General features: G+C 65.0%; 22 protein-coding genes and 2 pseudogenes. 9 read left to right on the top strand and 15 right to left on the bottom strand.

Going from position 1 to position 25445, the window contains the following annotated elements; genetic code table 11:
• Positions 1–176: 176 nt before the first annotated feature.
• Complete coding sequence (locus tag ACVMIM_RS02100; RefSeq protein ID WP_476110096.1) at positions 177–1661, top strand: mannitol dehydrogenase family protein; 1485 nt, start codon at positions 177–179, stop codon at positions 1659–1661.
• Positions 1662–1663: 2 nt separating this feature from the next.
• Here ACVMIM_RS02100 and lepB read toward each other — a convergent pair whose 3' ends face one another.
• Both lepB and ACVMIM_RS02110 read right to left on the bottom strand, forming a co-directional pair.
• Positions 1664–2038, bottom strand: coding sequence for a signal peptidase I (gene lepB, locus ACVMIM_RS02105; RefSeq protein WP_476110097.1), 375 nt, complete (start codon positions 2036–2038; stop codon positions 1664–1666).
• A 115-nt stretch (positions 2039–2153) separates the two neighbouring features.
• Positions 2154–2315, bottom strand: a pseudogene (locus tag ACVMIM_RS02110) (S26 family signal peptidase); the annotation flags it as partial.
• Between ACVMIM_RS02110 and ACVMIM_RS02115 the strand changes: the two are divergent.
• A complete protein-coding gene (locus tag ACVMIM_RS02115; RefSeq protein WP_476110098.1) occupies positions 2254–2493 on the top strand; it encodes a hypothetical protein in 240 nt (79 codons plus the stop codon). The pseudogene ACVMIM_RS02110 and the gene ACVMIM_RS02115 overlap by 62 nt on opposite strands.
• Positions 2494–2769: 276 nt before the next feature.
• Here ACVMIM_RS02115 and ACVMIM_RS02120 read toward each other — a convergent pair whose 3' ends face one another.
• The 8 genes and pseudogenes from ACVMIM_RS02120 to ACVMIM_RS02155 all read right to left on the bottom strand — a co-directional run bounded on the left by ACVMIM_RS02120 (position 2770) and on the right by ACVMIM_RS02155 (position 11087).
• Positions 2770–3177 (bottom strand): F0F1 ATP synthase subunit epsilon, encoded by a 408-nt coding sequence (locus tag ACVMIM_RS02120; RefSeq protein WP_476110100.1) that lies wholly within the window; start codon positions 3175–3177, stop codon positions 2770–2772.
• A gap of 90 nt (positions 3178–3267) precedes the next feature.
• On the bottom strand, positions 3268–4845 hold the full coding sequence (gene atpD, locus ACVMIM_RS02125) for a F0F1 ATP synthase subunit beta (protein ID WP_278052201.1): 1578 nt from the start codon (positions 4843–4845) through the stop codon (positions 3268–3270).
• Positions 4846–4914: 69 nt separating this feature from the next.
• Positions 4915–5796, bottom strand: coding sequence for a F0F1 ATP synthase subunit gamma (locus ACVMIM_RS02130; protein WP_278052202.1), 882 nt, complete (start codon positions 5794–5796; stop codon positions 4915–4917).
• A gap of 29 nt (positions 5797–5825) precedes the next feature.
• Positions 5826–7355, bottom strand: coding sequence for a F0F1 ATP synthase subunit alpha (gene atpA, locus ACVMIM_RS02135; RefSeq protein ID WP_476110102.1), 1530 nt, complete (start codon positions 7353–7355; stop codon positions 5826–5828).
• A complete protein-coding gene (locus tag ACVMIM_RS02140) occupies positions 7355–7915 on the bottom strand; it encodes a F0F1 ATP synthase subunit delta (RefSeq protein WP_278052204.1) in 561 nt (186 codons plus the stop codon). The genes atpA and ACVMIM_RS02140 overlap by 1 nt, the downstream gene beginning before the upstream one ends.
• Before the next feature lie 236 nt (positions 7916–8151).
• Positions 8152–8547 carry an AGROH133_08824 family phage infection protein gene (locus ACVMIM_RS02145; protein ID WP_041004478.1) on the bottom strand — a complete coding sequence of 132 codons (396 nt, stop codon included), beginning with the start codon at positions 8545–8547 and terminating at the stop codon, positions 8152–8154.
• A gap of 95 nt (positions 8548–8642) precedes the next feature.
• Positions 8643–8834: pseudogene (locus ACVMIM_RS02150) on the bottom strand (aspartate/glutamate racemase family protein); the annotation flags it as partial.
• Positions 8835–8903: 69 nt separating this feature from the next.
• A complete protein-coding gene (locus tag ACVMIM_RS02155; protein WP_476110104.1) occupies positions 8904–11087 on the bottom strand; it encodes a primosomal protein N' in 2184 nt (727 codons plus the stop codon).
• A gap of 89 nt (positions 11088–11176) precedes the next feature.
• On the opposite strand from ACVMIM_RS02155, the gene fsa reads away from it, so the two are divergent.
• On the top strand, positions 11177–11833 hold the full coding sequence (fsa, locus tag ACVMIM_RS02160; RefSeq protein WP_041004472.1) for a fructose-6-phosphate aldolase: 657 nt from the start codon (positions 11177–11179) through the stop codon (positions 11831–11833).
• Positions 11834–12043: 210 nt separating this feature from the next.
• On the opposite strand, the gene ACVMIM_RS02165 is transcribed toward fsa, so the two are convergent.
• Complete coding sequence (locus tag ACVMIM_RS02165; RefSeq protein ID WP_476110105.1) at positions 12044–12625, bottom strand: LPS assembly lipoprotein LptE; 582 nt, start codon at positions 12623–12625, stop codon at positions 12044–12046.
• Positions 12612–15239 carry a leucine--tRNA ligase gene (leuS, locus tag ACVMIM_RS02170; protein WP_476110107.1) on the bottom strand — a complete coding sequence of 876 codons (2628 nt, stop codon included), beginning with the start codon at positions 15237–15239 and terminating at the stop codon, positions 12612–12614. The genes ACVMIM_RS02165 and leuS overlap by 14 nt, the downstream gene beginning before the upstream one ends.
• A gap of 145 nt (positions 15240–15384) precedes the next feature.
• Here leuS and ACVMIM_RS02175 point away from each other — a divergent pair, with 145 nt between their 5' ends.
• Together ACVMIM_RS02175 and ACVMIM_RS02180 are read left to right on the top strand one after the other, a co-directional pair.
• Positions 15385–16047, top strand: coding sequence for a YggS family pyridoxal phosphate-dependent enzyme (locus ACVMIM_RS02175; RefSeq protein ID WP_476110109.1), 663 nt, complete (start codon positions 15385–15387; stop codon positions 16045–16047).
• A gap of 133 nt (positions 16048–16180) precedes the next feature.
• Positions 16181–17230 carry an aldo/keto reductase gene (locus tag ACVMIM_RS02180; protein ID WP_476110110.1) on the top strand — a complete coding sequence of 350 codons (1050 nt, stop codon included), beginning with the start codon at positions 16181–16183 and terminating at the stop codon, positions 17228–17230.
• 63 nt (positions 17231–17293) lie between these two features.
• Here ACVMIM_RS02180 and ACVMIM_RS02185 read toward each other — a convergent pair whose 3' ends face one another.
• Complete coding sequence (locus ACVMIM_RS02185) at positions 17294–18199, bottom strand: LysR family transcriptional regulator (protein WP_476110112.1); 906 nt, start codon at positions 18197–18199, stop codon at positions 17294–17296.
• A 180-nt stretch (positions 18200–18379) separates the two neighbouring features.
• On the opposite strand from ACVMIM_RS02185, the gene ACVMIM_RS02190 reads away from it, so the two are divergent.
• Complete coding sequence (locus ACVMIM_RS02190; RefSeq protein WP_476110114.1) at positions 18380–19567, top strand: MFS transporter; 1188 nt, start codon at positions 18380–18382, stop codon at positions 19565–19567.
• A 37-nt stretch (positions 19568–19604) separates the two neighbouring features.
• Positions 19605–20639, top strand: coding sequence for an aldo/keto reductase (locus ACVMIM_RS02195; protein WP_476110116.1), 1035 nt, complete (start codon positions 19605–19607; stop codon positions 20637–20639).
• Positions 20640–20664: 25 nt separating this feature from the next.
• On the opposite strand, the gene ACVMIM_RS02200 is transcribed toward ACVMIM_RS02195, so the two are convergent.
• Complete coding sequence (locus ACVMIM_RS02200; protein WP_476110117.1) at positions 20665–20937, bottom strand: usg protein; 273 nt, start codon at positions 20935–20937, stop codon at positions 20665–20667.
• Positions 20938–21239: 302 nt separating this feature from the next.
• Between ACVMIM_RS02200 and acs the strand changes: the two genes are divergently transcribed.
• Both acs and ACVMIM_RS02210 read left to right on the top strand, forming a co-directional pair.
• Entirely contained in the window at positions 21240–23195 is a 1956-nt protein-coding gene (acs, locus tag ACVMIM_RS02205; protein WP_476110118.1) for an acetate--CoA ligase, read from the top strand.
• Positions 23195–23941: an MOSC domain-containing protein gene (locus ACVMIM_RS02210; RefSeq protein ID WP_476110120.1), complete on the top strand. Its 747-nt coding sequence runs from the start codon at positions 23195–23197 to the stop codon at positions 23939–23941. Before acs ends, ACVMIM_RS02210 begins: the two co-directional genes overlap by 1 nt.
• 12 nt (positions 23942–23953) lie before the next feature.
• Here the strand turns inward: ACVMIM_RS02210 and ACVMIM_RS02215 are convergent, their stop codons facing one another.
• A complete protein-coding gene (locus ACVMIM_RS02215; protein WP_278052218.1) occupies positions 23954–25222 on the bottom strand; it encodes an SAM-dependent methyltransferase in 1269 nt (422 codons plus the stop codon).
• Positions 25223–25445: the final 223 nt, after the last annotated feature.

A 25445-nucleotide genomic window follows, 5' to 3' on the forward strand; every position in this document is an offset into this window, starting at 1 on the left:
CCCTCCTCCAGCGATCCACCGGTAGGGTCCGGGGGAAATGCTGTCAACACACGAAAAGCTGCGCCCTTACGCTTGCGGCGGCCATTGTCGGCGGACGCGGCGGGTGCTACGCCGCCACCCATCTTTGCCGTCATCCCCGAGCGGCCTGGCCGCAGCGATTGGAGACTTCACATCCGATGAAGACGCGCCTGTCCAACATGACGATCGCGAATGTGCCGGCCGCCATCCCGCGCTATGACCGCCGCGCCGTCACGCCCGGCATCGTCCATCTTGGCGTCGGCGCTTTTCACCGCGCCCACCAGGCCGCCTATGTCGATGCCTGCCTGGCGGACGGCGAAAGCGATTGGGGCATCGTCGGGGTCTCGCTGCGCAGCCCCGACACGCGAGATGCGCTCAAGCCGCAGGACGGGCTCTACACGCTGGCAATCCGGGACAGCGCCGGCGAACAGCTGCAGGTGATCGGTTCGATCCAGTCCTTGCTCGTCGCTCCGGAGGACCCCGGCGCGGTGCTCGCCGCGCTGACCGACCCGCGCATCCGCATCGTCACGCTCACCATCACCGAAAAGGCCTATCTCAGGGCAGCCGACGGCACGCTCGACGGCGCGCACCCCGATATTGTCCACGACCTTGCCAACCCCGGATCGCCGAAGACGGCGCATGGCTTTCTCGCCGAAGCGCTGGCGCGCCGCGCCATTGCCGGCACGCCCCCTTTCACCGTGCTCTGCTGCGACAACCTGCCGGCCAACGGCGCCACGCTGCACCGGCTGCTCATCGAATTCGCGAAGCTGCGCGATGCCGATCTCGCGCGCCATGTCGCCGACGAAGTCGCTTTCCCGTCTTCCATGGTCGACCGCATCGTGCCGGCGACCACGGACGCCGACCGAGCGCGCATCGCCGACGAGCTCGGCACCGAGGACGCCTGGCCGGTGATGACCGAGCCGTTCCGCCAATGGGTGATCGAGAATCGCTTTCCGGCGGGCCGGCCGGCCTGGGAGAAATTCGGCGTCGCCATGGTCGAGGATGTCGGCCCCTTCGAGGACATGAAGCTCAGGCTGCTCAACGGCGCGCATTCCGGCATCGCCTATCTCGGCCTGCTCAGCGGCCACGCCACCGTCGACCGCGCCTTTGCCGATCCGTCGATCCGGCAATTCGTGGACCGGCTTTGGGCCGAAGCCATTCCAACCCTGCCGCAGGATGCCGGGCTCGACCCGATTCCCTACACGGCGGAGCTCGCCCAACGCTTTTCCAACACCGCGCTCGCCCACCGCACCGCGCAGATCGCCAATGACGGCAGCCAGAAGCTGCCGCAGCGCATCGTCGCTTCCGCGCTTGCCCGGCTGGAGGCGGGCCTGCTGCCGGAACATCTGTCGCTGGTTGTCGCCGCCTGGATCGCCGCCTGCGCCGCGCGCGGTGGCAGCTTGCCCGAGGGCCACTTCACCGATCCGCTCGATGCGGCGCTCGGCGACCTGTTCGGCCGCAATCTGCCGACGGCGGAGATGACGACGGCCGCGTTCGATCTGGCGGGCTTTGCCACAGGCCACGCGGAGTGCCAGCGGCTGATCGAGCTTGTCGCCACCCACCTCATCCATTTCAAGCAGGGCGGTCCCGCGCTTGCGTTTGCTGCTCTCGGCATTGGCGGCAAGCGTGGAAAGGCCGAATAGCCCTACGGCGGCGACTTTATTGCGGCCGATCCGTTTACGATCTGCCGCGAAGCGTAGTCGAGACCGCGCGAGTTCCAGAACAGCCGCGCGGCCTTGCCGACGAGATTTTCGTAAGGCACGAAGCCCACTCTGAACCTGCTGTCGGAAGCATTGTCGCGATTGTCGCCTAGCACGAAATAATTGCCGGGCGGCACGACCCAGGCACGTGTGTTGTCGCCAACGGAATTGTCCGTCAGGTCGAGCACGAAATGGACGACGCCGCCGGGCAAGGTCTCGCGCTGAAGCTTTGCCGGCTTCGACGATTCTTCGTAATCGAACGTACCGGCGTCCTCGAGCCCGACGGCCACATCGTTGATGTGCAGCACCCCGTCCATCATCTGGATCTTTTCGCCGGGAAGGCCAACGATCCGTTGGATATAGTCGATGCTGGGATAGGGCGGGGAACTTGAACACCACCACATCTCCCCGTTTGGGCTCGGCGCCAAACACGCGTCCTTCGATCGGCAACAGCTCGAACGGTATGCTGTACCGGCTGTAGCCATATGCAAACTTCGACACGAACAGATAGTCGCCCTTCTGCAATGTGGGGGTCATGCTGCTGGACGAAATCGAGAATGGCTGGAACAGAAACGTGCGGATCACCAGCGCCGTCATCAGCGATGTGAGAATGGCCAGGGTGAGAACCGCGCCTCCATGCGCATACCACCTGCTGGGCTTGAAGCGCTTCGCGAAGGGCACCACGAGGGCGGCCCACAAGACCATCGACGCCACGTTCGAAAAACTTGCCGCCTGGCTGAGATCGACCCTCGGCAGCGCCGGAAAGCCGACGTAGACAATCACAAGGGCGAGCGCGCTGAAAAAGACAAGGCTGGCGACGGCCAGCCTGCCCGCTCCGATCCAAAGGAATCCGGCGAACGGACCGCCAAAGGCGGATACCAGAGCCGTCGACCACCTCGATCGCGAGGTCACCTGTCGTTGATCCGTCTGCTGTGTCGCCGGCCACCCCCCGCCAAGGCAGCCGGACTGTCCGATAAACAAAAAAGCGGAGCAAGGCCCCGCTTTCAAAATTGTCGCCCGAAGCGGATCGACCTGTCGTCCTAGGCGGACGTCAGGCCGGCAGCAGCGCGCCTTCCAGCGTGGTGAGCTGGGCGAGGAACTGCTCGGCGCGGCTGCGCGCCACGTCGTCCTTGGCGTCCGCCGCGTCTTCCTTGGCGTCCTGGATACGACGCGCGAGGTCCGCGCGGTCGATGTCGTTCACATGCACGGCCGATTCGGCAAGTAGCGTGCAGCCGGACGGCAGGATATCGGCGAAGCCGCCGAACACGACATAGCGGTCTTCCTTGCCGGACGCGGCCTTCACCGTGACGACGCCGGGCTTGATGGTGGTCATGACCGGCGCGTGCTCGGCCATCACCGTCATCTCGCCTTCGGCGCCCGGGATGACGACGGACTCGACCTGCTCGGAAACGAGCAGCCGCTCCGGCGAGACCAGTTCGAACTTGAAAGCTTCAGCCATGCCAATTTAGCGAATAGCGAGTAGCGAGTAGAGGAAACTCGGCCGGCCCACTGATCCCTATTCGCTACTCCCTATTCGCTATTCGCTTCTTTACGCTGCTTCAGCCGCGAGGCGCTGCGCCTTCTCGACTGCTTCCTCGATGCCGCCGACCATATAGAAGGCGGCTTCCGGCAGGTGGTCATAGTCGCCGGCGCAGAGGCCCTTGAAGCCCTTGATGGTGTCGGCGAGGTCGACCAGCTTGCCCGGCGAGCCGGTGAACACTTCGGCGACGAAGAACGGCTGCGACAGAAAGCGCTCGATCTTGCGGGCGCGGGCCACCGTCTGCTTGTCCTCTTCCGACAGCTCGTCCATGCCAAGGATGGCGATGATGTCCTGCAGCGACTTGTAGCGCTGCAGGATCGACTGCACCTGGCGGGCGACCTGGTAGTGCTCCTCGCCGACGACCATCGGGTCGAGCATGCGCGAGGTGGAATCCAGCGGATCGACGGCCGGATAGATGCCCTTTTCCGAGATCGCGCGGTTGAGCACGGTCGTGGCGTCGAGGTGGGCGAAGGAGGTCGCCGGCGCCGGGTCGGTCAAGTCGTCGGCCGGCACGTAGATCGCCTGCACCGAGGTGATCGAGCCCTTGGTCGTCGTCGTGATGCGCTCCTGCAGCGCGCCCATGTCGGTAGCGAGAGTCGGCTGGTAACCCACGGCCGACGGGATGCGGCCGAGCAGCGCCGACACTTCCGAGCCCGCCTGCGTGAAGCGGAAGATGTTGTCGACGAAGAACAGCACGTCCTGGCCCTGGTCGCGGAAATATTCGGCAACGGTGAGGCCGGTCAGACCGACGCGGGCGCGCGCGCCCGGCGGCTCGTTCATCTGGCCGTACACGAGTGCTGCCTTCGAGCCCTGGCCGCCGCCCTTCTTGTTGACGCCCGATTCGATGAACTCGTGATAGAGGTCATTGCCTTCGCGGGTGCGCTCGCCGACGCCGGCGAACACCGAGAAGCCGCCATGGGCCTTGGCGACGTTGTTGATCAGCTCCTGGATCAGCACGGTCTTGCCGACGCCGGCGCCGCCGAACAGGCCGATCTTGCCGCCGCGGGCATAAGGCGCGAGGAGGTCGAGAACCTTGATGCCGGTAACCAGGATCTGCGCTTCCGTCGACTGGTCGACATAGGCCGGAGCCGGCTGGTGGATGGCACGCAGCTCGACGGCGTCGACCGGGCCGGCCTCGTCGACCGGCTCGCCGATGACGTTGATGATACGGCCGAGCATGCCCGGGCCAACCGGAACCGAGATCGGCCCGCCGGTGTCATAAACGTCCTGGCCGCGGACCAGGCCTTCGGTCGAGTCCATGGCGATGCAGCGCACGGTGTTCTCGCCGAGATGCTGGGCGACCTCGAGCACCAGGCGGTTGCCGACATTGTTGGTTTCCAGCGCGTTCAGAATGGCCGGCAGGTGATCTTCGAACTGCACGTCGACGACGGCGCCGATGACCTGGCGGACCTTGCCGGCGGCGCCGACACGCTTGGCCGCAACGCTGGCCGCGGAAGCCGCGGTCTGGGCCGGAGCGGCCGCCTTCTTCGCCGGAGCGGCGGCCTTCGCGGCTGCTGCCGGGGCCTTTGCCGCCTTCGGGGCCGATGCCTCCTTGGCCGCGGTCTTCGGGGTAGCTGCTTTCGCCATCGTCTTTGCCCTTTTCGTCTATCCGTTGTTCACGCTGCCGGCGAGGTCCCGGACCCCGCCCGCGCGTGTCTAGAGCGCCTCGGCGCCCGAAATGATTTCGATCAGTTCCTTGGTGATCTGCGCCTGCCGCTGGCGGTTGTAGGTGATCGACAGCCTGTTGATCATGTCGCCGGCGTTGCGCGTGGCATTGTCCATCGCGCTCATCTTGGCGCCCATCTCGCCCGCCGCGTTTTCCAACAGCGCGCGGAAGATCTGCACGGCGATGTTGCGCGGGATGAGGTCGGAGAGGATCTCGCCCGGCTCGGGCTCGTATTCGTAGACGGCCCCGCCGCTGCCGGCATCGGCCGTGGCCGAAGCCTGCGCCGCCGGGATGATCTGCTGCGCCGTCGGGATCTGGCTGATCACCGACTTGAACTGCGAATAGAACAGCGTGCAGATATCGAAGCCGCCCTCGTTGAAGAGGTGGATGACCTTGCGCGCGATCGCGTCGGCATTGACGAAGCCGAGCGTCTTGACTTCGCGCAGGTCGACGCGCTCGAGGATCAGCGAGCCGTACTCGCGGCGCAGGATATCGTAACCCTTCTTGCCGACGCAGATGATCTTCACCTGCTTGCCATCGGCGAGCAGCCTGCGGATGTGGTCGCGGGCGAGGCGCGCGATCTGCGAGTTGAAGCCGCCGCACAGGCCGCGCTCGGCGGTGCAGACGATAAGCAGATGCACGTCGTCGCGGCCGGTGCCCGTCATCAGCGCCGGGGCATCGCCGCCGCCGCCGATCGCCTGGGTGATGTTGGCCAGAACCGCGCCCATGCGCTCGGAATAGGGTCTGGCTGCTTCCGCCGCTTCCTGCGCGCGACGCAGCTTCGCCGCGGCGACCATCTGCATCGCCTTGGTGATCTTCTGCGTCGCCTTGACCGAGGCGATACGGTTACGAAGGTCTTTTAACGAAGCCATGCTTCAAACCTGATCCCGTCCAGCTTCGTTCAGGCGAAGGTCTTGGCGAAGGCGTCGATCTCGGCCTTGAGCTTGGCGCGCAAATCGTCCGACAGCGCCTTCTCCTCGCGGATGCCGTCGAGCACGTCTTTGCCGGCCGAGCGCATGTGGCTGAGCAGGCCCTGCTCGAACTTACCGACCTGGTTGAGGGCCAGCTTGTCGAGGTAGCCGTTGACGCCGGCGAAGATCACCGCGACCTGCTCTTCGGTCTTGAGCGGCGAGAACTGCGGCTGCTTGAGGAGCTCCGTCAGGCGCGAACCGCGGTTCAGCAGGCGCTGCGTGGCGGCGTCGAGATCCGAGCCGAACTGTGCGAAGGCCGCCATTTCGCGATACTGCGCGAGCTCGCCCTTGATCGAGCCCGCAACCTGCTTCATCGCCTTGATCTGCGCCGACGAGCCGACGCGCGACACCGACAGGCCGACATTCACCGCCGGGCGGATACCCTGGAAGAACAGGTTGGTCTCGAGGAAGATCTGGCCGTCGGTGATCGAGATCACATTGGTCGGGATGTAGGCCGACACGTCGTTGGCCTGCGTCTCGATGACCGGCAGCGCGGTCAGCGAGCCGGCGCCGTTGTCGTCATTGAGCTTGGCGGCGCGCTCGAGCAGGCGCGAATGCAGGTAGAAGACGTCGCCCGGATAGGCTTCGCGACCCGGCGGGCGGCGCAGCAGGAGCGACATCTGGCGATAGGCGACGGCCTGCTTTGACAGGTCGTCATAGCTGATGAGGGCATGCATGCCGTTGTCGCGGAAATACTCGCCCATGGTGCAGCCGGCGAACGGCGCCAGGAACTGCATCGGCGCCGGATCGGACGCGGTGGCGGCGATGATGATGGAGTAGTCGAGCGCGCCGCGCTCTTCCAGCACCTTCACGAACTGCGCGACGGTCGAGCGCTTCTGGCCGACGGCGACGTAGACGCAGTAGAGCTTCTCCTTCTCCGGACCGTTGTCGTGCACCGACTTCTGGTTCAGCATCGTGTCGAGGATGATGGCGGTCTTGCCGGTCTGGCGGTCGCCGATGACCAGCTCGCGCTGACCGCGGCCGACCGGGATCAGCGCGTCGATGGCCTTGAGGCCCGTCGACATCGGCTCATGCACCGACTTGCGCGGAATGATGCCGGGCGCCTTGACGTCGACGCGGCGGCGTTCGGTGGCCTTGATCGGGCCCTTGCCGTCGATCGGGTTGCCGAGCGCGTCGACGACGCGGCCGAGCAGGCCCGGGCCGACCGGAACGTCGACGATGGCGCCGGTGCGCTTGACGGTGTCGCCTTCCTTGATGTCGCGGTCGTTGCCGAAGATGACGACGCCGACATTGTCGGCTTCGAGATTCAGCGCCATGCCGCGGATGCCGCCCGGGAACTCGACCATCTCGCCGGCCTGGACATTGTCCAAGCCGTAGACGCGGGCGATGCCGTCACCGACGGACAGAACCTGGCCGACTTCGGAGACCTCGGCCTCCTTGCCGAAATTCTTGATCTGGTCTTTCAGAATTGCGGAAATTTCCGCGGCGCGGATGTCCATCAGCCGACCTCTTTCAGTGCAAGCTTGAGCGAATTGAGTTTGGTTTTGAGCGACGTATCGATCTGGCGCGAGCCCATCTTGACGATCAGGCCGCCGAGCAGCGACGGATCGACAGTCATGGCGATGGCCACATCCTTGCCGGCGATGCTCTTCAGCGTCGCCTTGAGTTCAGTCTGCTGCGCATCCGTCAGCGCATGCGCCGAAGTGACCTCGGCGGATGCCTCGCCGCGATGGTCGGCGGCGATCTGACGGAACGCCTTGATCATGCCGGGCACCGCGAACAGGCGGCGGTTCTTGGCGACGACGCGCAGGAAATTGCCGACCAGGCCGGTGATCTTGGCCTTGTCGACGATGGCGGCGATGGCCTTGGCCTGGTCCTCGCTGGAAAACACCGGGCTGTTGATCAGCCGCGTAAGATCCTCGCTGCTATTGAGCAACGCCTCGAAGCCGGCGAGGTCGGCCTCGACCTTGGCGACCGAATTGTCCTGCAGCGCGAGCTCGAACAGCGAGCCGGCATAACGTTCTGCGACAGCTGAGATTGGCGATGACGATTGGGCCACGGACCGTCTTTTCTCTTGTCTGACAGGCCGCAGATTGTTGGCGCGAGCGAAAACTCTGGCTAAATCTTTGACCTTACTGCGATTTTTCCAAGCTCGGAGGTGCGGCTTCCGCTATCCCCGGTCGAAAGTCGATTGCCGTCTAGCACAGGCTTTTTAAGACCGCAATGCATCGTCCGGCATGGTTTTCAGGCACTTTTGTCGCATCAGGCGGCGAAGGCCAAGCTCAAGCGCCGAATTCACGGCACAAAGCCGAAGGCAAAGGCCAGCGGCAGTGCCGCCAATGCCAATTCAACCACGATCGAAACCCAGTTGAAAGGGGTGTTGGCACGGTCCGACATCATCGACAAAAGCCGGCCGAAGGCGGTGAACAGCCAGGAAAAGCCCAGCGCCATGTAGAGCAGCGGCTGCGCCAGAAGGATGCAGCACAGGCTGACGCCGAGATAGAAGCCCGACATGCGGCCGCGTCCCTCGGCGATCGCCGCCGCCTTCTCCGGCTTTGGCTGCAGGCGCAGCACGCGAAACGCAAGTCCCGGCGCCAGGAACAGGAACAGGCCGAGGGCCAGAGTCACGACGGCGCTCGACCAGGCCAGCCATTCGCCCTGGCTCGCCGGCCACGGAAACGCGAAGTCCATAAATCCCCCTCATATTTCTTGCTCTGAAACACGGGCATTCTAGCGAGGGAATGAAACCGCGCCAGAGGATGGCGGCCACATTAGAAGTGGCGCAATCAGGCGAGCGCGAAATCGACCGCGGCCTCGGCGTGAATGCGCGTCGTGTCGAACACCGGAATGTCGAAATCGCCCTGGCCGATCAGCATGGTGATCTCGGTGCAGCCCATGATGACGCCATCTACCCGGTCGGTGCGACACATCCGCCCGATCTCGTCGAGATAGGCGTGTTGACGGCTAATGTCCGTCATTTTGCGATTCTCGATGTACCTCACCTGAACCCCTTCACCAAAAATGGCTGAGGGAGTAATTCCGCGAACTCACAAAAAACTCTGCGGGTCGATGTCGACCTGCACCCTGACCGAGCCGCGCAGCTTCGGCCCGTTCGCCAGCATGGCCCGAATAAAGCCCTGCATGTCGGCGCGCCGCTCGCCCTGGATCAGCAGGCGGAAGCGGTGACGCCCGCCGATCAGCGACAGCGGCGCCTCGGCCGGCCCGAGCACGAAGAGGTCGGAAGCCTGCGGCGCCGCTCGCCTTAGCCCTCGCGCATGGCTCTCGGCCTCGCCTCGCGTCGCGGCACTCACGATGATGCCGGCGAGCCGGCCGAACGGTGGCAGCGCCGCCCGCTCGCGCTCGGCGATCTCGCGTTCATAAAAGGCTTCCGAATCACCCGAGACGATCGCCCGCATTACCGGATGGTCCGGCTGGTAGGTCTGCAAAAGGCCGAGGCTCTTCTTGCCGGTGCGGCCGGCGCGGCCCGTCACCTGGCTAAGCAGCTGGAACGTGCGCTCGGCGGCGCGCGGATCGCCATTGGCCAGCCCAAGGTCCGCATCGACCACGCCGACCAGCGTCATGCCGGGGAAATTGTGGCCCTTGGCGACGAGCTGGGTGCCGATGACGATATCGGCCTCGCCATTGGCGACGGCCTCCAGCTCGAGCCTGAGCCGGCGCACGCCGCCCAGAAGGTCGGACGACAGCACGATGGTGCGCGCATCGGGGAAATGCGCCACCACTTCCTCGGCGATGCGCTCGACGCCTGGGCCGCAGGCCACCAGATGGTCGAGCGTGCCGCATTCTGGGCAGGCCTCGGGCCGCTGCTCATTATGGCCACAATGATGGCAGACGAGCTGGCCGCGAAAGCGATGCTCGACCAGCCAGGCCGAACAGACCGGACAGCCGAAGCGGTGGCCGCAGACGCGGCAGAGCGTCAGCGGCGCATAGCCGCGCCGGTTGAGGAAGAGCAGCGACTGCTCTTTTTTCTCCAGCGTGCGCTGCATCTGTTCCAGAAGCACCGGCGACAGGAAGCCGCCGCGCGCCGGCGGCGAACGCCGCATGTCGATCGACTTCAGGTCAGGCAGAGCGGCTTCCGCGAAACGCGAGGACAGCACGGCCCTGTGGTAGCGGCCCTGGCCGGCATTGACCCGGCTTTCCACCGAGGGCGTCGCCGAGGCGAGCACGACCGGGAAGCCGCCGATATGGCCCCGCACCACCGCCATGTCGCGCGCATTGTAGAAGACGCGGTCTTCCTGCTTGTAGGCCGGGTCGTGTTCCTCGTCGACGACGATCAGGCCGAGTTCCTTGAACGGCAGGAACAACGCCGAGCGCGCGCCGGCGACGACGCGCACGCCGCCCTCGGCCACCTGCCGCCAGACGCGCTCGCGCATCCGGGGCGGCAGGTCGGAATGCCACTCCGCCGGCTTTGCGCCGAAGCGGTCCTGGAAGCGTTCGAGGAAGGCATGGGTCAGCGCGATTTCCGGCAACAGGATCAGCACCTGCCTGCCCTTGTCGAGCGCCGCCGCCACCGCCTCGAAATAAACTTCCGTCTTGCCGGAGCCGGTGACGCCGTCGAGCAGCGTGACGTTGAAGGCATCGGCGGCGACGGCGGCGCGCAGCTTCTGCGCCGCCGCTTTCTGGTCCGGCATCAATTCCGGCACGGCGCGAGAGGGGTCTGGCGCCGCCACCACCGGCCGCGGCGGGATCATCACCGTCTCGAACACGCCCTGTGCCCGCAATCCGTCGATCACGGTCGAGGAGACGCCCGCCGCATGCGCCAGGCCCGAGCGCGTCCAGGCCAGGCCGCCCTCCGCGGTTTCGAGCACCCGCCGCCGCGCATCGGTCAGCCGGTCGGGTTCGGCAAGTGTACGCTGAAGCCCTTCGATCCACGGCTCGGGGTCGAACGCCTCGGGGGCTCGGAGCAGCATCCGCGCGACCATGCCGGGCGCCGACAGCGTGTATTGCGCGATCCAGTCGACGAAGCGGCGCATCGCCTTGTCGATCGGCGGACAGTCGAACACCTCCTCGATCGGCCGCAATTTCTTCGCATCGACCGCCTCGACCGCGCCGTCCCAGACGATGCCGGCCACCTGGCGCGGCCCGAGCGGCACGCGCACGATCGAACCCGGCACCACGCGCATGCCGGGCGGCACGGCATAGGTGTAGGGCCGTTCGGCGGGCATCGGCACCAGGACGGGCGCGGCCGCGACAAAGGGCGAATCTTCGATCATCGGGCGTGACCTTGCCCCGACTTTGCTCTAGATCAAAGGGGACCCTCGCATGTGCCTGGCCGACGCCGGGCGACCCCAAGGAGACAGCCATGAAGTTTTTTGTCGATACCGCTGACATCAAGGAAATTAAGGAGCTGCACGAGCTGGGGCTGCTCGATGGTGTCACCACCAACCCGTCGCTGATCCTGAAATCTGGCGGCAAGATCTCCGAAGTCACCAAGCAGATCTGCGACATAGTCGAAGGCCCGGTCTCGGCCGAGGTCGTGGCGACCGAATACAAGGACATGATGGCCGAGGCCGAGGTGCTGGCCAAGATCGCGCCGAATGTGGCCATCAAGGTGCCGCTGACGCTGGACGGCCTCAAGGCCTGCAAGACGATCCGCACCGAGATGAACCGCATGGTCAACGTCACGCTCTGCTTCTCGGCCAACCAGGCGCTGCTTGCCGCCAAGGCCGGTGCCTCCTTCATCTCGCCCTTCGTCGGCCGCATCGACGACACCGGCTCGGACGGCATGGAGCTGATCTCGGAAATCCGCACCATCTACGACAATTACGATTTCAAGACCGAGATCCTGACCGCTTCGGTGCGCACGGTGAACCACGTCAAGCAGGCCGCGCTGATTGGCGCCGATATCGTCACCGCGCCGCCGGCGACGTTGAAAGCGCTGGTCAACCACCCGCTGACCGACAAGGGCCTCGCCGCCTTCCTCGCCGACTGGGCCAAGACCGGCCAGAAGATCGGCTGAGGCTGCCTCTCGTCAGAGAACAAAAAGGCCGGGTGACCGGCCTTTTTCTGTGGATGGAAGCTCTGCGCGAGGCGTGCCGAGATTCAGGTCAGGCCGAGCCGAGAGCGGTGGTTTCCGAGAATCGGAGCGGAGCGTACTTGAAGTACGTGAGCACCGGAAGCGGAGGAAACCATCGTTCGCAGGCCGGCCTCACCTGAATATCGGCACGCCTCAGGCCTTCTTGCCATGCTTGGCGAGATCCTGCGCGATGGAAAGCCGCAAAAGGTCGGCCAGTTCGCGCGCGGCGCGGTTCTCGGCGTCGATCTGTGCCCGATAGGCAGCGAACTCCTGGCGCGGCCGGTCGAAGGACGAGGGGACCGAGCGCTTGCCGACGGCAATCACCGCGTTGGTCGCGGTGTCCCGGAGCACATAGTTGGCGGTCAGCGTGACCGTGCCGGCCGTCGGCTCGTCTTCCTGGGTCTGCACCTGCACGATGGCCGCCGATTCGACGAGCTCGGTGACGCCGAGATCGAGCGTGTAGGCCGGCGAGGCCGGCTCGCCCGAGCCTTGCCCGAAGGCGAAGATCAGATTGTTGCGCACCTGCTGCGCGTAGCGGGTGTTGACCGGCTTGATCGCGATCGAGGCGAGCTCGGCGGATGCGCTGAGCTGCGATCCGGGCGACAGCGGCTGGCTGGAATAGAGCGGCCTGACCGTGCAGGCCGAAACCAGCGCCAGCGCGGCGGCCATGCCGCAGACCGCCAGTCGGCCGCGCAGGCGGGACGCTTCTGACTTCACCGGATCAGGCAACGACATTGACGATCCTCTGCGGGACGATGATCACCTTGCGCGGAGCCTTACCTTCCAGTGCTTTTTGCACGAAGTCGAGAGCCAGCACCGCTTTTTCGACGGCACCTTGATCCGCGTCGCGGGCAATTGTCAAATCCCCGCGCTTCTTGCCGTTGACCTGCACCGGCAGCACGATCTCGTTGTCGACGACCAGCACCGGATCGTAGACCGGCCACGGCCGTTCGGCGATCATCTCCGTGCCGCCCAGCGCCTCCCAGCATTCCTCCGCCAGATGCGGCATGACCGGCGCGATGATGTGCACCAGGATCTCCACCGCCTCGCGGCAGGCGCCCTTCAGCGCGGCGTCGGCCTTGCCTTCGGAGACATCGTTGAGCGGCGTCGCCAGCACATTTGCGAGCTCGTAAATGCGGGCGATCGCGCGGTTGAAGCCGAGCTTCTCGATGTCCTCGCCGACCGCCTTCAGGATCTTGTGCGCGGCCTTGGAAACAGCGCCCGCCTCGCCATCCTTCGTCGCCGCGGGTTTCACGCCGGGCAGCTCATCGACCGCGATCTGCACCAGGCGCCAGATGCGCTGCACGAAACGATGCGCGCCGGCCGCACCCTCGTCGGTCCATTCGACGTCGCGCTCCGGCGGGGAATCCGACAGCATGAACCAGCGTGCCGTGTCGGCGCCGTAGCCGTCGGTGATCTCTTCCGGGCTCACCGTGTTCTTCTTCGACTTCGACATCTTCTCAAGCGCGCCGATCGTCGCCTCCTCGCCGGTCGCGATCTCGACGGCGCGTCGCTTGCCGCCGATGTCCTCGATCCTGACCTCGCTCGGCGACAGCCAACGCCCGTTGTTGGACGGGCCGCCGACACGATAGGTCTCGTGCACCACCATGCCTTGCGTGAACAGGCCCTTGAACGGCTCGGCCAGATTGAGGTGACCGGTCTCGCGCATGGCGCGGGTGAAGAAGCGCGAATAGAGCAGATGCAGGATCGCGTGCTCGATGCCGCCGATATACTGGTCGACCGCCAGCCATTCGTCGGCCGCTTTCGGCTCGGTCGGCTCGTTGGCCCAGGGCGCGGTGAAGCGCGCGAAATACCAGGACGAATCGACGAAGGTGTCCATCGTGTCGGTCTCGCGCCGCGCATCGCGGCCGCATTGCGGGCATTTCACATGCCGCCAGGTCGGATGACGGTCGAGCGGGTTGCCCGGGCGGTCGAACTCGATGTCGTCGGGCAGCCTCACCGGCAGGTCGGCCTTCGGCACCGGCACGACGCCGCAGGCCTCGCAATGGATCATCGGGATCGGGCAGCCCCAGTAGCGCTGGCGCGAGATGCCCCAGTCGCGCAGGCGGAAATTCACCTTGCGCTCCGCCATCGGCCGGCCGCCGATCGTCTTTGCTTCGAGCAGCTTCGCCACTTCATCGAAAGCCTTTTCGGGCTTCATGCCGTCGAGGAAGCGCGAATTGATCATCACGCCGTCGTCGACATAGGCCTCCTCGATGATCTGGAAGGTCTTCGCGTCGGCGTCCTCCGGCATCACCACCGGGATCACCGGCAGGCCGTATTTATTAACGAAATCGAGGTCGCGCTGGTCGCCCGACGGGCAGCCGAAAATGGCGCCGGTGCCGTATTCCATCAGCACGAAATTGGCGACATAGACCGGCAGCGTCCAGTTCTCGTCGAAGGGATGAACGACGCGGATGCCGGTGTCGAAGCCCTTCTTCTCGGCCGTCTCCAGCGCCGCCACCGAGGTGCCCATATGGCGGACCTCCTCGATGAACTTCGCCAGCTCGACATTCTCCTCGGCGGCTTTTCGCGCCAGCGGATGGTCGGCGGCGACCGCCATGAAGGAGGCGCCGAAGATGGTATCGGGCCTTGTTGTGTAGACTTCCAGCTCATGGGCATCGCCAACCGGCTTTGCGAGCGGCCAGCGGATCAGCAGGCCTTCCGAGCGGCCGATCCAGTTGTGCTGCATCAGCTTGACCTTTTCCGGCCACTCCTCGAGCAGGTTGAGCGAGTCCAGGAGGTCCTGTGCGAAGTCGGTGATCTTGAAGAACCACTGCGTCAGCTCGCGCTGCTCGACCAGCGCGCCCGAACGCCAGCCGCGGCCGTCGATGACCTGCTCGTTAGCAAGCACCGTCATGTCCTCCGGGTCCCAGTTGACCTTGGAGGATTTGCGCGTCACCAGCCCCTTCTCGACGAAGTCGAGGAACAGCATCTGCTGGCGGTGATAGTAGTCGACGTCGCAGGTCGCGAACTCGCGCGCCCAGTCGAGCGACAGGCCCATCATCTTGAGCTGCTCGCGCATGACCGCGATGTTTTCGTAGGTCCAGTCCTTGGGATGGACCTTGTTTTGCATGGCGGCGTTTTCGGCCGGCATGCCGAACGCGTCCCAGCCCATCGGATGCAGCACGTTGAAGCCCTTGGCGCGCTTGTAGCGCGCCACCACGTCGCCCATCGTGTAGTTGCGGGTGTGGCCGATATGGATCTTGCCCGATGGATAGGGGAACATCTCGAGCACGTAGTATTTCGGCTTCGGGTCGTCGTTGCGGGCCTCGAACAGCTTCTTTTCGGCCCAGGCCTTCTGCCATTTGGGTTCTGAGGTGCGCGGATTGTAACGTTCGGTTGCCATCGGATGTTTTTCACTTAAAAGCAGGCACAGGGCGCCAGACACGGCGAGCGGCCGGGGAATGTCGTCGCGGTGTTCACCATGGATTGCCGGACCCGTCAACTGTGGCGAGCCGCGCCCGGCATGAAAACTAGGGCAGGATAGTGGCATGACGAACGCCGTAGAGCAGCTTCACGCGGTCAAGGCGAAGATCGCAAGCGCCGAGCGCGAAGCTAAGCGCGTGCCCGGCGCCGTCACGCTGGTGGCGGTCTCGAAGACCTTCGCGGCCGAGGATATCCGCCCTGTGATCGAGGCCGGCCAGCGCATTTTCGGCGAGAACCGCGTGCAGGAAGCCCAGGGCAAATGGCCGGCGCTGAGGCAGGCGTTTCCTGATATCGAGCTGCATCTGATCGGCCCGCTGCAGTCCAACAAAGCGAAGGAAGCCGTCGCGCTCTTCGATGTCATCGAGACCGTCGACCGCGAGAAGATCGCCGCTGAGCTTTCAAAAGAAATGGCCCGGCAGGGCCGGGCGCCAAAACTCTATGTCCAGGTCAACACCGGCTCCGAACCGCAGAAGGCCGGCATCGAGCCGCGCGAGGCGGCCGCCTTCGTCAACCGTTGCCGCGACGTGCACGGCCTCGCCATCGAAGGCCTGATGTGCATCCCGCCGGCCGATGAGAATCCCGGCCCGCATTTCGCGCTGCTGGACAAGCTCGCCCGCGAGGCCGGCGTCGCAAAGCTCTCGATGGGCATGTCCGGCGACTACGAGACGGCCATCGCCTTCGGGGCGACCAGCGTGAGGGTGGGATCGGCGATCTTCGGAAGCCGCTAAGCGCCTCGACCGCTCGTAACGATCTCGTTACCGACCGGCCAATCGAACGATAACACCGGCGCCAGCACTTGAAACGAAACGGGCCGTTCCTATTTGCCTGTCGTCATCAATCACTTTCTCGGGGAATCCCACCATGCGCTACAACCAGCTTGGCAACACCGGCCTGTTCGTCTCCGAACTCTGTCTCGGCACCATGACTTTCGGCGCCGCGGGCGAGAATGCCCAATGGGGCCTGATCGCCAGCCTCGACCAGAAGGGCGTCAACGAGATCGTCGCCCGCTCGATCGCGGCCGGGGTCAATTTCTTCGACACGGCCGACGTCTATTCCTTCGGCCAGTCCGAGCAATTGCTGGGACAGTCGCTCAAGGATCTCGGCGTGAAACGTTCCGACGTCATCATCGCCACCAAGGTGCATGGCGCCATGGGCAACGGACCTAACGAACGCGGCTCCTCGCGCGGTCACATCATGGATTCGGTCGATGGCAGCCTGGAGCGGCTTCAGCTCGATCATATCGATCTCTATCAGCTGCACGGCACCGACACGGTGACGCCGATCGACGAGACGCTGCGCGCGCTCGACGATCTCGTCGCCAGCGGCAAGGTGCGATACGTCGGCGTCTCCAACTGGCAGGCCTGGCGCATCGCCAAGGCGCTGGGCATCGCCGAGCGCAAGGGCTTTGCCCGCTTCGAGACGATCCAATCCTACTACTCTATCGCCGGCCGCGACCTCGAGCGCGAGATCGTGCCGCTGATCAATGAAGAGAAGCTCGGCCTGATGGTCTGGTCGCCAATGGCCGGCGGGCTGCTCTCTGGCAAATACGGCCCCGGCGCGCCGGGCAATGGCGAGGGCCGCCGCGCTTCCTTCAACTTCCCGCCGGTCAATGAGGACCGCGCCTGGGCGGCGGTTGCCGTCATGCGCGAGGTCGCGAAGAAGCACGACGTCAGCGTCGCCACGGTGGCGCTGGGCTATGTTCTGGCAAAACCTTTCGTGATGAGCGTCATCATCGGCGCTAGCCGCATGGACCAGCTCGAGCAGAACCTCGCAGCGACGGGCTTGAAGCTCGACACCGACGACCTCGCCAGGCTGGATGAGGTGAGCGCGCTGCCTGCCGAATATCCCGGCTGGATGCTGGAGCGGCAAGGCGCCGGCCGGCGTCCGGCGCCATTCGTGCCGAAGGCATAGTCCATCTTCCGGGTAAGTCGATTTCGGGAGCCGCGTGTCCGATGGACGCGCGGCTTTTCCATTTCAGATGCGCACTGTCTCGGCGAGAAAATCGAGAAAGGCGCGCACCCGGGCCGGCAGATGCTTGCCCTGGCCGACATAGACGGCATGCGTCAGCTCCACGTCGCCGGGGTTGAACTCCTCCAACAGCGGCACGAGCCGCCCAGCGGCGATATCGGGCTCGACATGCCAGCGCGCCAGCCGCGCAATACCCGCGCCGGCCAGCGTCGTCAGCCGCATCGCCTCGCCGTCGCTGACCGTCGAATTGCCGGCGATCGGAACCATGAGGGGCACGCCTTTCGCGTCCACGAACGGCAGACCGTCGATATGCCGCACGAAGCCGAAGGCGAGCAGGTTGTGGCGGGCCAGATCGGCCGGCGTCCGCGGCTTGCCGCGCGATTCGAGGTAAGCGGGCGCCGCGACGACAACCATCCGGCTCTGGCCGAGCTTGCGCGCCACCAAACGCGACTCGCTGAGCGGGCCGGCGCGGATGGCGACGTCGGCGCGCTCCTCCATCAGGTCGATGACGCTGTCGGTCAGCACTGCCTCGACCGAGATTTCCGGGTAGCGTTCGAGGAAGCGCGGCAACAGCGGCATCAGCCGGTGCTGGCCGAACGGCACATAGGAGTTGACCCTCAGTCTGCCGCGCGGCGCCGCGCCCGCCGCCGCTTCCCGTTCGGCCGCGTCGAGATCGGCAAGGATGCGTAGGCCACTATCGTAAAAGGCGCTTCCCTCGGGCGTCAGCTGCAGCCGGCGTGTCGAGCGGCTTATCAGCCGCGCGCCAAGTCGCGCCTCGAGCCGCGCGATCAGCTTGCTCACCGCCGATGGCGTCATCCGCAATGCCCGCGCAGCGGCCGAGAAGCTGCCCGCCTCGACGACGCGAACAAACACTTCGATTTCGCCGGAACGGTTGATGTCGGCTCTTGCCATTCGTGAATCTATTTCACAGAAAATGTGCCTGATGCAAGGCTGGTTCACAGCTTGGCGGATCACGATCTTCTCCGTGCATGATCCCGGAAAGTGGAAACCGGTTTTCGGGAAAGATCATGCGCCAGCAAAGATCCGGGGCGCGGGATTGGCGTCCCGTTCCTGATCAACCGGACCGCAGCCATGCCTCTCGCTCTTTATGCCCTCACCGCCGGCGCCTTCGGCATCGGCGTCACCGAATTCGTCATCATGGGGCTGCTGCTCGACGTCAGCGCCGATCTCGGCGTCTCGATCTCGGCGGCGGGCCTGCTAATTTCCGGCTACGCGCTGGGCGTCGTCGTCGGCGCGCCGCTGCTTGGCGCGCTGACCGGGCGTCTGCCGCGCAAGACCCTGCTGCTTGCCCTGATGGTGGTCTTCACCGTCGGCAACCTCGCCTGCGCGCTGGCGCCCGACTACTGGACGCTGATGGCGGCACGCGTGCTCACCGCCTTCGCCCATGCTTCCTTCTTCGGCGTCGGCTCCGTCGTCGCCACCAGCCTTGTCGCGCCCAACCGGAAGGCCTCGGCCATCGCGCTGATGTTCACCGGCCTCACCGTCGCCAACATCCTCGGCGTGCCCTTCGGCACCTGGCTCGGCCAGGCCTATGGCTGGCGCTCCACCTTCCTCGCCGTCACGCTGGTCGGCGTCGTCGCCATTGCCGTGATCGCGCTGCTGGTGCCGCGCGACGAGCCCACCGCGACGGACGTTGAGGAGAGCTCCGAAGGCACGCTTGCCGTGCTCGGCCGCCGGCCGGTGCTGCTTGGCCTTCTGACCACTGTGCTGAGCTGGGTCGGCGTCTTCGCCGCCTTCACCTATCTGGCGCCGATCCTCACCCGCGTCACCGGTTTTTCGGAGGGAGCCGTGTCGCCGATCCTGCTTGTCTTCGGCGGCGGGCTGGTGGCGGGCAATCTGCTCGGCGGACGCCTCGCCGACCGGCATCTGGTGCCGACGGTCGTCGGCACGCTGGTCGCGCTGTCGGCGGTGCTGTTCGTCATGACCGCCGCGATCCACCAGCCGATCGCGGCGGTCGTCGCCGTCGGCTTGCTGGGTGCTGCCGCCTTCGCCACCGTCGCGCCGCTGCAGATGTGGGTGCTGGAGAAGGCCAAGGGCGCCGGCCAGGGCCTGGCATCCTCCTTCAACATCGCCGCCTTCAATCTCGGCAACGCCATCGGCGCCTGGCTTGGCGGCTTCGTCATCGACCACGGTCCCGGTCTCGGCGCCGTCCCCCTCGTCGCCGGCCTCGTGCCGCTCGCCGCGCTCGGCGTCGTGCTCATGGCGCTGCGCCTCGAACGCGGCCGCGCGATCGGCAAACCGGTCACCGCGCAGTGCTGAGCGCTGATCCTTTCGACATCCAATCAGGAGAAAAAAGATGGATTATCGACCTCTCGGCGCCTCCGGCCTGAAAGTGCCGGCCCTTTCCTTCGGCGCCGGAACTTTTGGTGGCTCCGGCCCTCTCTTCGGCCATTGGGGCAACAGCGACGCGAAGGAGGCGCGCCGGCTGGTCGACATCTGCTTGGAGGCAGGCGTCAACCTCTTCGACACGGCCGATGTCTATTCCAATGGCGCGTCGGAGGAGGTGCTTGGCGAGGCGATCAAGGGCCGCCGCGACGCAGTGCTGATCTCGACCAAGACATCCCTGCCGATGGGCGACGGCCCAGACGACTGGGGCTCGTCGCGGTCGCGCCTGATCCGCTCCGTCGATGCGGCGCTGAAGCGCCTCGGTACGGACTATATCGACCTGCTGCAGCTTCATGCCTTCGATGCATCGACGCCGGTCCAGGAGGTTCTGTCAGCGCTGGATGACCTCGTGCGCTCCAGCAAGCTGCGCTATGTCGGCGTCTCCAATTTCTCCGGCTGGCAGGTGATGAAGTCGCTCGGCCTAGCCGACAGGCACGGCTACCCGCGCTATGTCGCGCATCAGGTCTATTACTCGCTGGTCGGGCGCGACTATGAATGGGAGCTGATGCCGCTCGGTCTCGACCAGGGCGTCGGTGCGCTGGTGTGGAGCCCGCTCGGCTGGGGCCGGCTCACCGGCAAGATTCGCCGCGGCCAGTCCTTGCCGGAAAAGAGCCGGCTGCACGACACCGCCGCTTTCGGCCCGCCGGTCGAGGACGAGCATCTCTTCAAGGTGGTCGATGCGCTGGAAGCGGTCGCCGCCGAGACCGGCAAGACCGTGCCGCAGATCGCCATCAACTGGCTCTTGCGGCGCCCGACCGTGTCGTCGGTCATCATCGGCGCGCGCAACGAGGAGCAGTTGCGGCAGAACCTCGGCGCCGTTGGCTGGACGCTGACGCCGGAGCAGATGAAGAGGCTGGATGAGGCAAGCGTGGTGACCGCGCCGTATCCCTATTTCCCCTATCGGCGCCAAGAGGGCTTTGCCCGGCTCAACCCGCCGGCCGTCTGATTGCACTGGATGGCGGCGAGGCCGTTCAGTGCAATCGAAACTCCCCGTCCACCTTCCGCCACTCGTTCGGCGCGATCAGCTTCTGGTGCGTGTAGGTCACCGAATGCAGCGGGCCGTCAAGCTTGGTCTTCCAGAATTCGATGAAGCGGATCAGCACAGGGAATTCCGGCGCTATGTCATAGTCCTGCCAGACATAGCTTTGCAGCAAATGCGGGTGATCGGGGTAGTGATAAAGGATCTTAGCCGTGGTCAGCCCATATCCCCTGAGCATCAGATCCATTTCGGAATTGTCGTGCATTGCGTTCCCTTGGTTGATTCTCCTTCCTCCCAACGCTGAATTGTGCGCACGGTTGCTTAACTGTCTATGGATTTTTGAGAGATTCTCCAAAATTTTTGTCGTTAAAACAGGAGGTTAGCAGCCGATTCGCGAGAGTGCTAATAGCTGGTCGAAATGCCCTGCGTCATCCCGCCGCGCGAATCCAACGTCTAATATTGCCGTCACGGCGGAACTGTTAATAATGGCCGCGAATTCGCGGCCGCTTCGCCGCGATGCCGCCGGCACTTCAAGCCGGCGGAGCGATCCCGGAGGAAAGCTGAAAAATGTCCGATGTGCATGTCCACCGCGTCCAGCCGGCGTGGAAAAAGAACGCGCTGATCGACAACGACACCTATCTCAAATGGTACGCCGACAGCGTGAAGAACCCGGACAAGTTCTGGGGCAAGCATGGCAAGCGCATCGACTGGTTCAAGCCCTTCACCAAGGTCAAGAACACCTCCTTCGACGGCAAGGTCTCGATCAAGTGGTTCGAGGACGGCCAGACCAATGTTTCCTACAATTGCATCGATCGGCACCTGAAGAAGCGCGGCGACCAGACCGCGATCATCTGGGAGGGCGACAACCCTTACGACGATCGCAAGATCACCTATAATGAGCTCTATGCGCATGTGTGCCGCTTCGCGAATGTGCTGAAGAAGCATGGCGTCAAGAAGGGCGACCGCGTCACCATCTACATGCCGATGATCCCGGAAGCGGCCTATGCGATGCTTGCCTGCACTCGGCTAGGCGCGATCCATTCGGTGGTCTTCGGCGGCTTCTCGCCGGACGCGCTCGCCGGCCGCATCGACGACTGCAAATCGACCATCGTGATCACCGCCGACGAGGGCCTGCGCGGCGGCAAGCCGATCCCGCTCAAGGACAACACCGACAAGGCGATCGAGATCGCCGCCAGGGCCGGCACCAAGGTCGAGAAAGTGGTGGTGGTGCGCCGCACCGGCGGCAAGACCGGTTGGGCGCCGGGGCGCGACGTCTGGTATCACGAGGAGGCCGCGACTGTTAAAGCGGACTGCAAGCCCGAGAAAATGAAGGCGGAAGACCCGCTGTTCATCCTTTACACCTCCGGCTCGACCGGCAAGCCGAAGGGCGTGCTGCACACCACCGGCGGCTATCTCGTCTATGTCTCGATGACGCACCAATATGTCTTCGACTACCATGACGGCGACATCTACTGGTGCACCGCCGATGTCGGCTGGGTGACGGGCCACAGCTACATCGTCTACGGGCCTCTGGCCAACGGCGCCACGACGCTGATGTTCGAAGGCGTGCCGAACTATCCGTCGCAGTCGCGTTTCTGGGAAGTGATCGACAAGCACAAGGTCAACATCTTCTACACCGCGCCGACGGCGCTGCGCGCGCTGATGGGCGCCGGTGACGCCCATGTGAAGAAAACCTCGCGCAAGTCGCTGCGCGTGCTGGGCACGGTCGGCGAGCCGATCAACCCGGAGGCCTGGGAGTGGTATTTCAACGTCGTCGGCAACGCCAAGGTGCCGATCGTCGATACCTGGTGGCAGACCGAGACCGGCGGCATCATGATCACGCCGCTGCCGGGCGCCACCGACCTCAAGGCGGGTTCGGCCACGCGGCCCTTCTTCGGCGTCAAGCCGCAACTGGTCGACGGCGAAGGCAAGGTGCTGGAAGGTGCCACCGGCGGCAATCTCTGCATCAGCGATTCCTGGCCCGGCCAGATGCGCACCGTCTATGGCGACCACGACCGTTTCGTGCAGACCTATTTCTCGACCTACAAGGGCAAGTACTTCACCGGCGACGGCTGCCGCCGCGACGCCGACGGCTATTACTGGATCACCGGCCGCGTCGACGACGTCATCAACGTTTCCGGCCACCGCATGGGAACGGCCGAGGTGGAATCGGCGCTGGTCAGCCACGACCAGGTGTCGGAGGCCGCCGTTGTCGGCTACCCGCATGACATCAAGGGCCAGGGCATCTACTGCTATGTCACCCTGATGGCCGGCACCCAATCGAGCGAGGATTTGCGCAAGGAGCTGATCGCGCATGTGCGCAAGGAGATCGGCGCCATCGCCACGCCCGACAAGATCCAGTTCGCGCCGGGCCTGCCGAAAACCCGGTCGGGCAAGATCATGCGGCGCATCCTGCGCAAGATCGCCGAGGACGATTTCGGCGCGCTCGGCGACACCTCGACGCTGGCCGATCCGGCCGTGGTCGACGACCTCGTCGCCAACCGGCAGAACAAGAAGAGCTGATGGCCGGCGAGCTCGGTACCGTCAGCCAGCTCTGGCGCTATCCGGCGAGCTCGCTCGCCGGCGAGCGGCTTGATGCCATCTCCGTCGGGCTGAAGACCGTCGACGGCGACCGGCTGTTCGGACTGGTCGATGCGTCCGACGGCGAGATCGCCAGGCCCGACCGCGAAACCAAATGGCACAAGGTGCCGCTGATCCGCACCCGGTTGACCGAAGACCGGCGGCTGGAAGTGGCCCTGCCCGGCGGCGGCTGGCTGCCGGCGCCCGATCCGGAAAGCGACCGCGCGGTATCGGCCTTCCTCGGCTTCGACGCCTCGATCCGGCCGTTCGGCGCGGAGAACGCCGCCTCTGACTATGCCGGCCCGCGGACCGAGGCCCGCTATGCCAAGGCGCCGATCCATCTGCTCACCACCGCCTCGCTGGCCAGGCTGAAGGCGCTGCACCCGGAGGGCACGCCCGATCCGCGCCGCTTCCGGCCCAACATCGTCGTCGACATGGAACCGGTCGAAGGCGCCTTTCCGGAGACGGAATGGATCGGCAGGAAGCTCGCGGTCGGCGACCTGCTGCTCACCGTCTCCGAACCCTGCCGCCGCTGCGGCTTCACCATCATCGCCCAGGAGGGCTTCGACACCGACCCCGGCATCCTGCGCAACCTAGTGCGCCACAACGCCCACAATCTCGGCGTCTATTGCACCATCGATCGGCCCGCGCAGATCGAGATCGGCGCGCCGGTGCGCTTTATGGACTGAAGCGGGCAGGGTCTACCGGTACAAATCCGCCCGTGTCGGCGGCAGACCGCTCGGGCCGCGGGCGCGCTTGGTGGCCACGGTCTGAAAGATCTGCGCCGAGCCACGCTCGAAGGTGATCGAGCAACCCGTGAGATAGAGCAGCCACAGCCGCGCCTTGGGCTCGCCCACCTCGGCGACCGCCTCGTCGAAGCGCGCATGCAGGCGCTCGGCCCACAGCCGGCAGGTTCGCGCATAATGCTCGCGCAGGTTCTCCACGTCATAGACGAGGAAGCCGTGCGCCTCGAGATTGCCGAGCGTCATGCCGATCGTGTCGAGCTCGCCGCCGGGGAAGATGTATTTGATCAGCGCCTTGTATTCCGGCCCCTTGCGCAGCGTCTTCCTGATGTCGCCCTTGCTGCGCCTGGTGATGGCGTGGTGCAGATAGATCCCGCCGGGCTTCAGCAAACGGTGCACGGCCGAGAAGTAGGCCGCGTGGTTGGCAAGGCCCAGATGCTCGAACATGCCGATCGACGAGATCTTGTCGAAAGCGCCGGAGAGTTCGGCATAGGATTTCAGCTCGATGGTGATGCGGCCCTCCAGCCCCTCGGCGCGGATGCGCTCGCGGGCAAGGTCGGTTTGGGCTTGCGACAGCGAGACGCCGTGACCGACGACGCCGTAATGTTTCGCCGCATGGATGAGCATCGCGCCCCAGCCGCAGCCGATGTCGAGCAGCCTTTCGCCGGGCTTCAGCCTGAGCTTGCGGCAGATATGGTCGAGCTTGTCGACCTGCGCCTGGTCGATCCCATTGGCGAAATCCTGGAAATAGCCGCAGCTATAGACCATGCGCTCGTCGAGGAAGAGCCGGTAGAAATCATTCGAAATGTCGTAATGGTGCTGGATCGCCTCCCTGTTCGATCCGCTGACGAAAGGCTTGCGGCCGGAAAGATCGCTGCGCGCCGTCATCTGCTTGCGCGAAAACAGCACCATTGGCAGGTCGCGCAGGATTGCCAGCTTGGGGAGGGATTTGAGCCTCGTCTTGAGCTTGCCTTGTGAAGGCAGGGCATAGAAATCGAACAGCGTGCCGTCTTCGATATCGACCGTCTTGGAAATCCACATCTCCACCAGCGTCGAGAAGGTCGGCCGGCGGAGCAGTTGCCAGACGATATCCTGGTCGTTGATGGCAAGCACCGGACCGCTGGCGGGTCCGATCCGCTCGCCGGTCCACAGCCTGACCGCGAAACCCGGCTTCAGCGTTTCGACGACCTTGCGTACGATCCGCGCGGCTCTGTCGGCGGCATCCATTCCCACCTCCCGCTATGTCGCATCCCCCCGAAGCCGCACTGTCGTCCACCGGCCTGTGGACCGCAATCCCGATCTGTTGCGCAAAAGCACCGTAAGCGCAGGTTTCCTGGCGCGAGGCATGAGCATTCCGTTGCGTCATCTTGTCTTTTGCGGCGATGCACCCCATCATCTGGGTGTGTTCAACGAACTGAAAGGAGGTGATCCGATGTCGAGTGATTTCGTT

Source organism: Mesorhizobium sp. USDA 4413 (assembly GCF_056280365.1).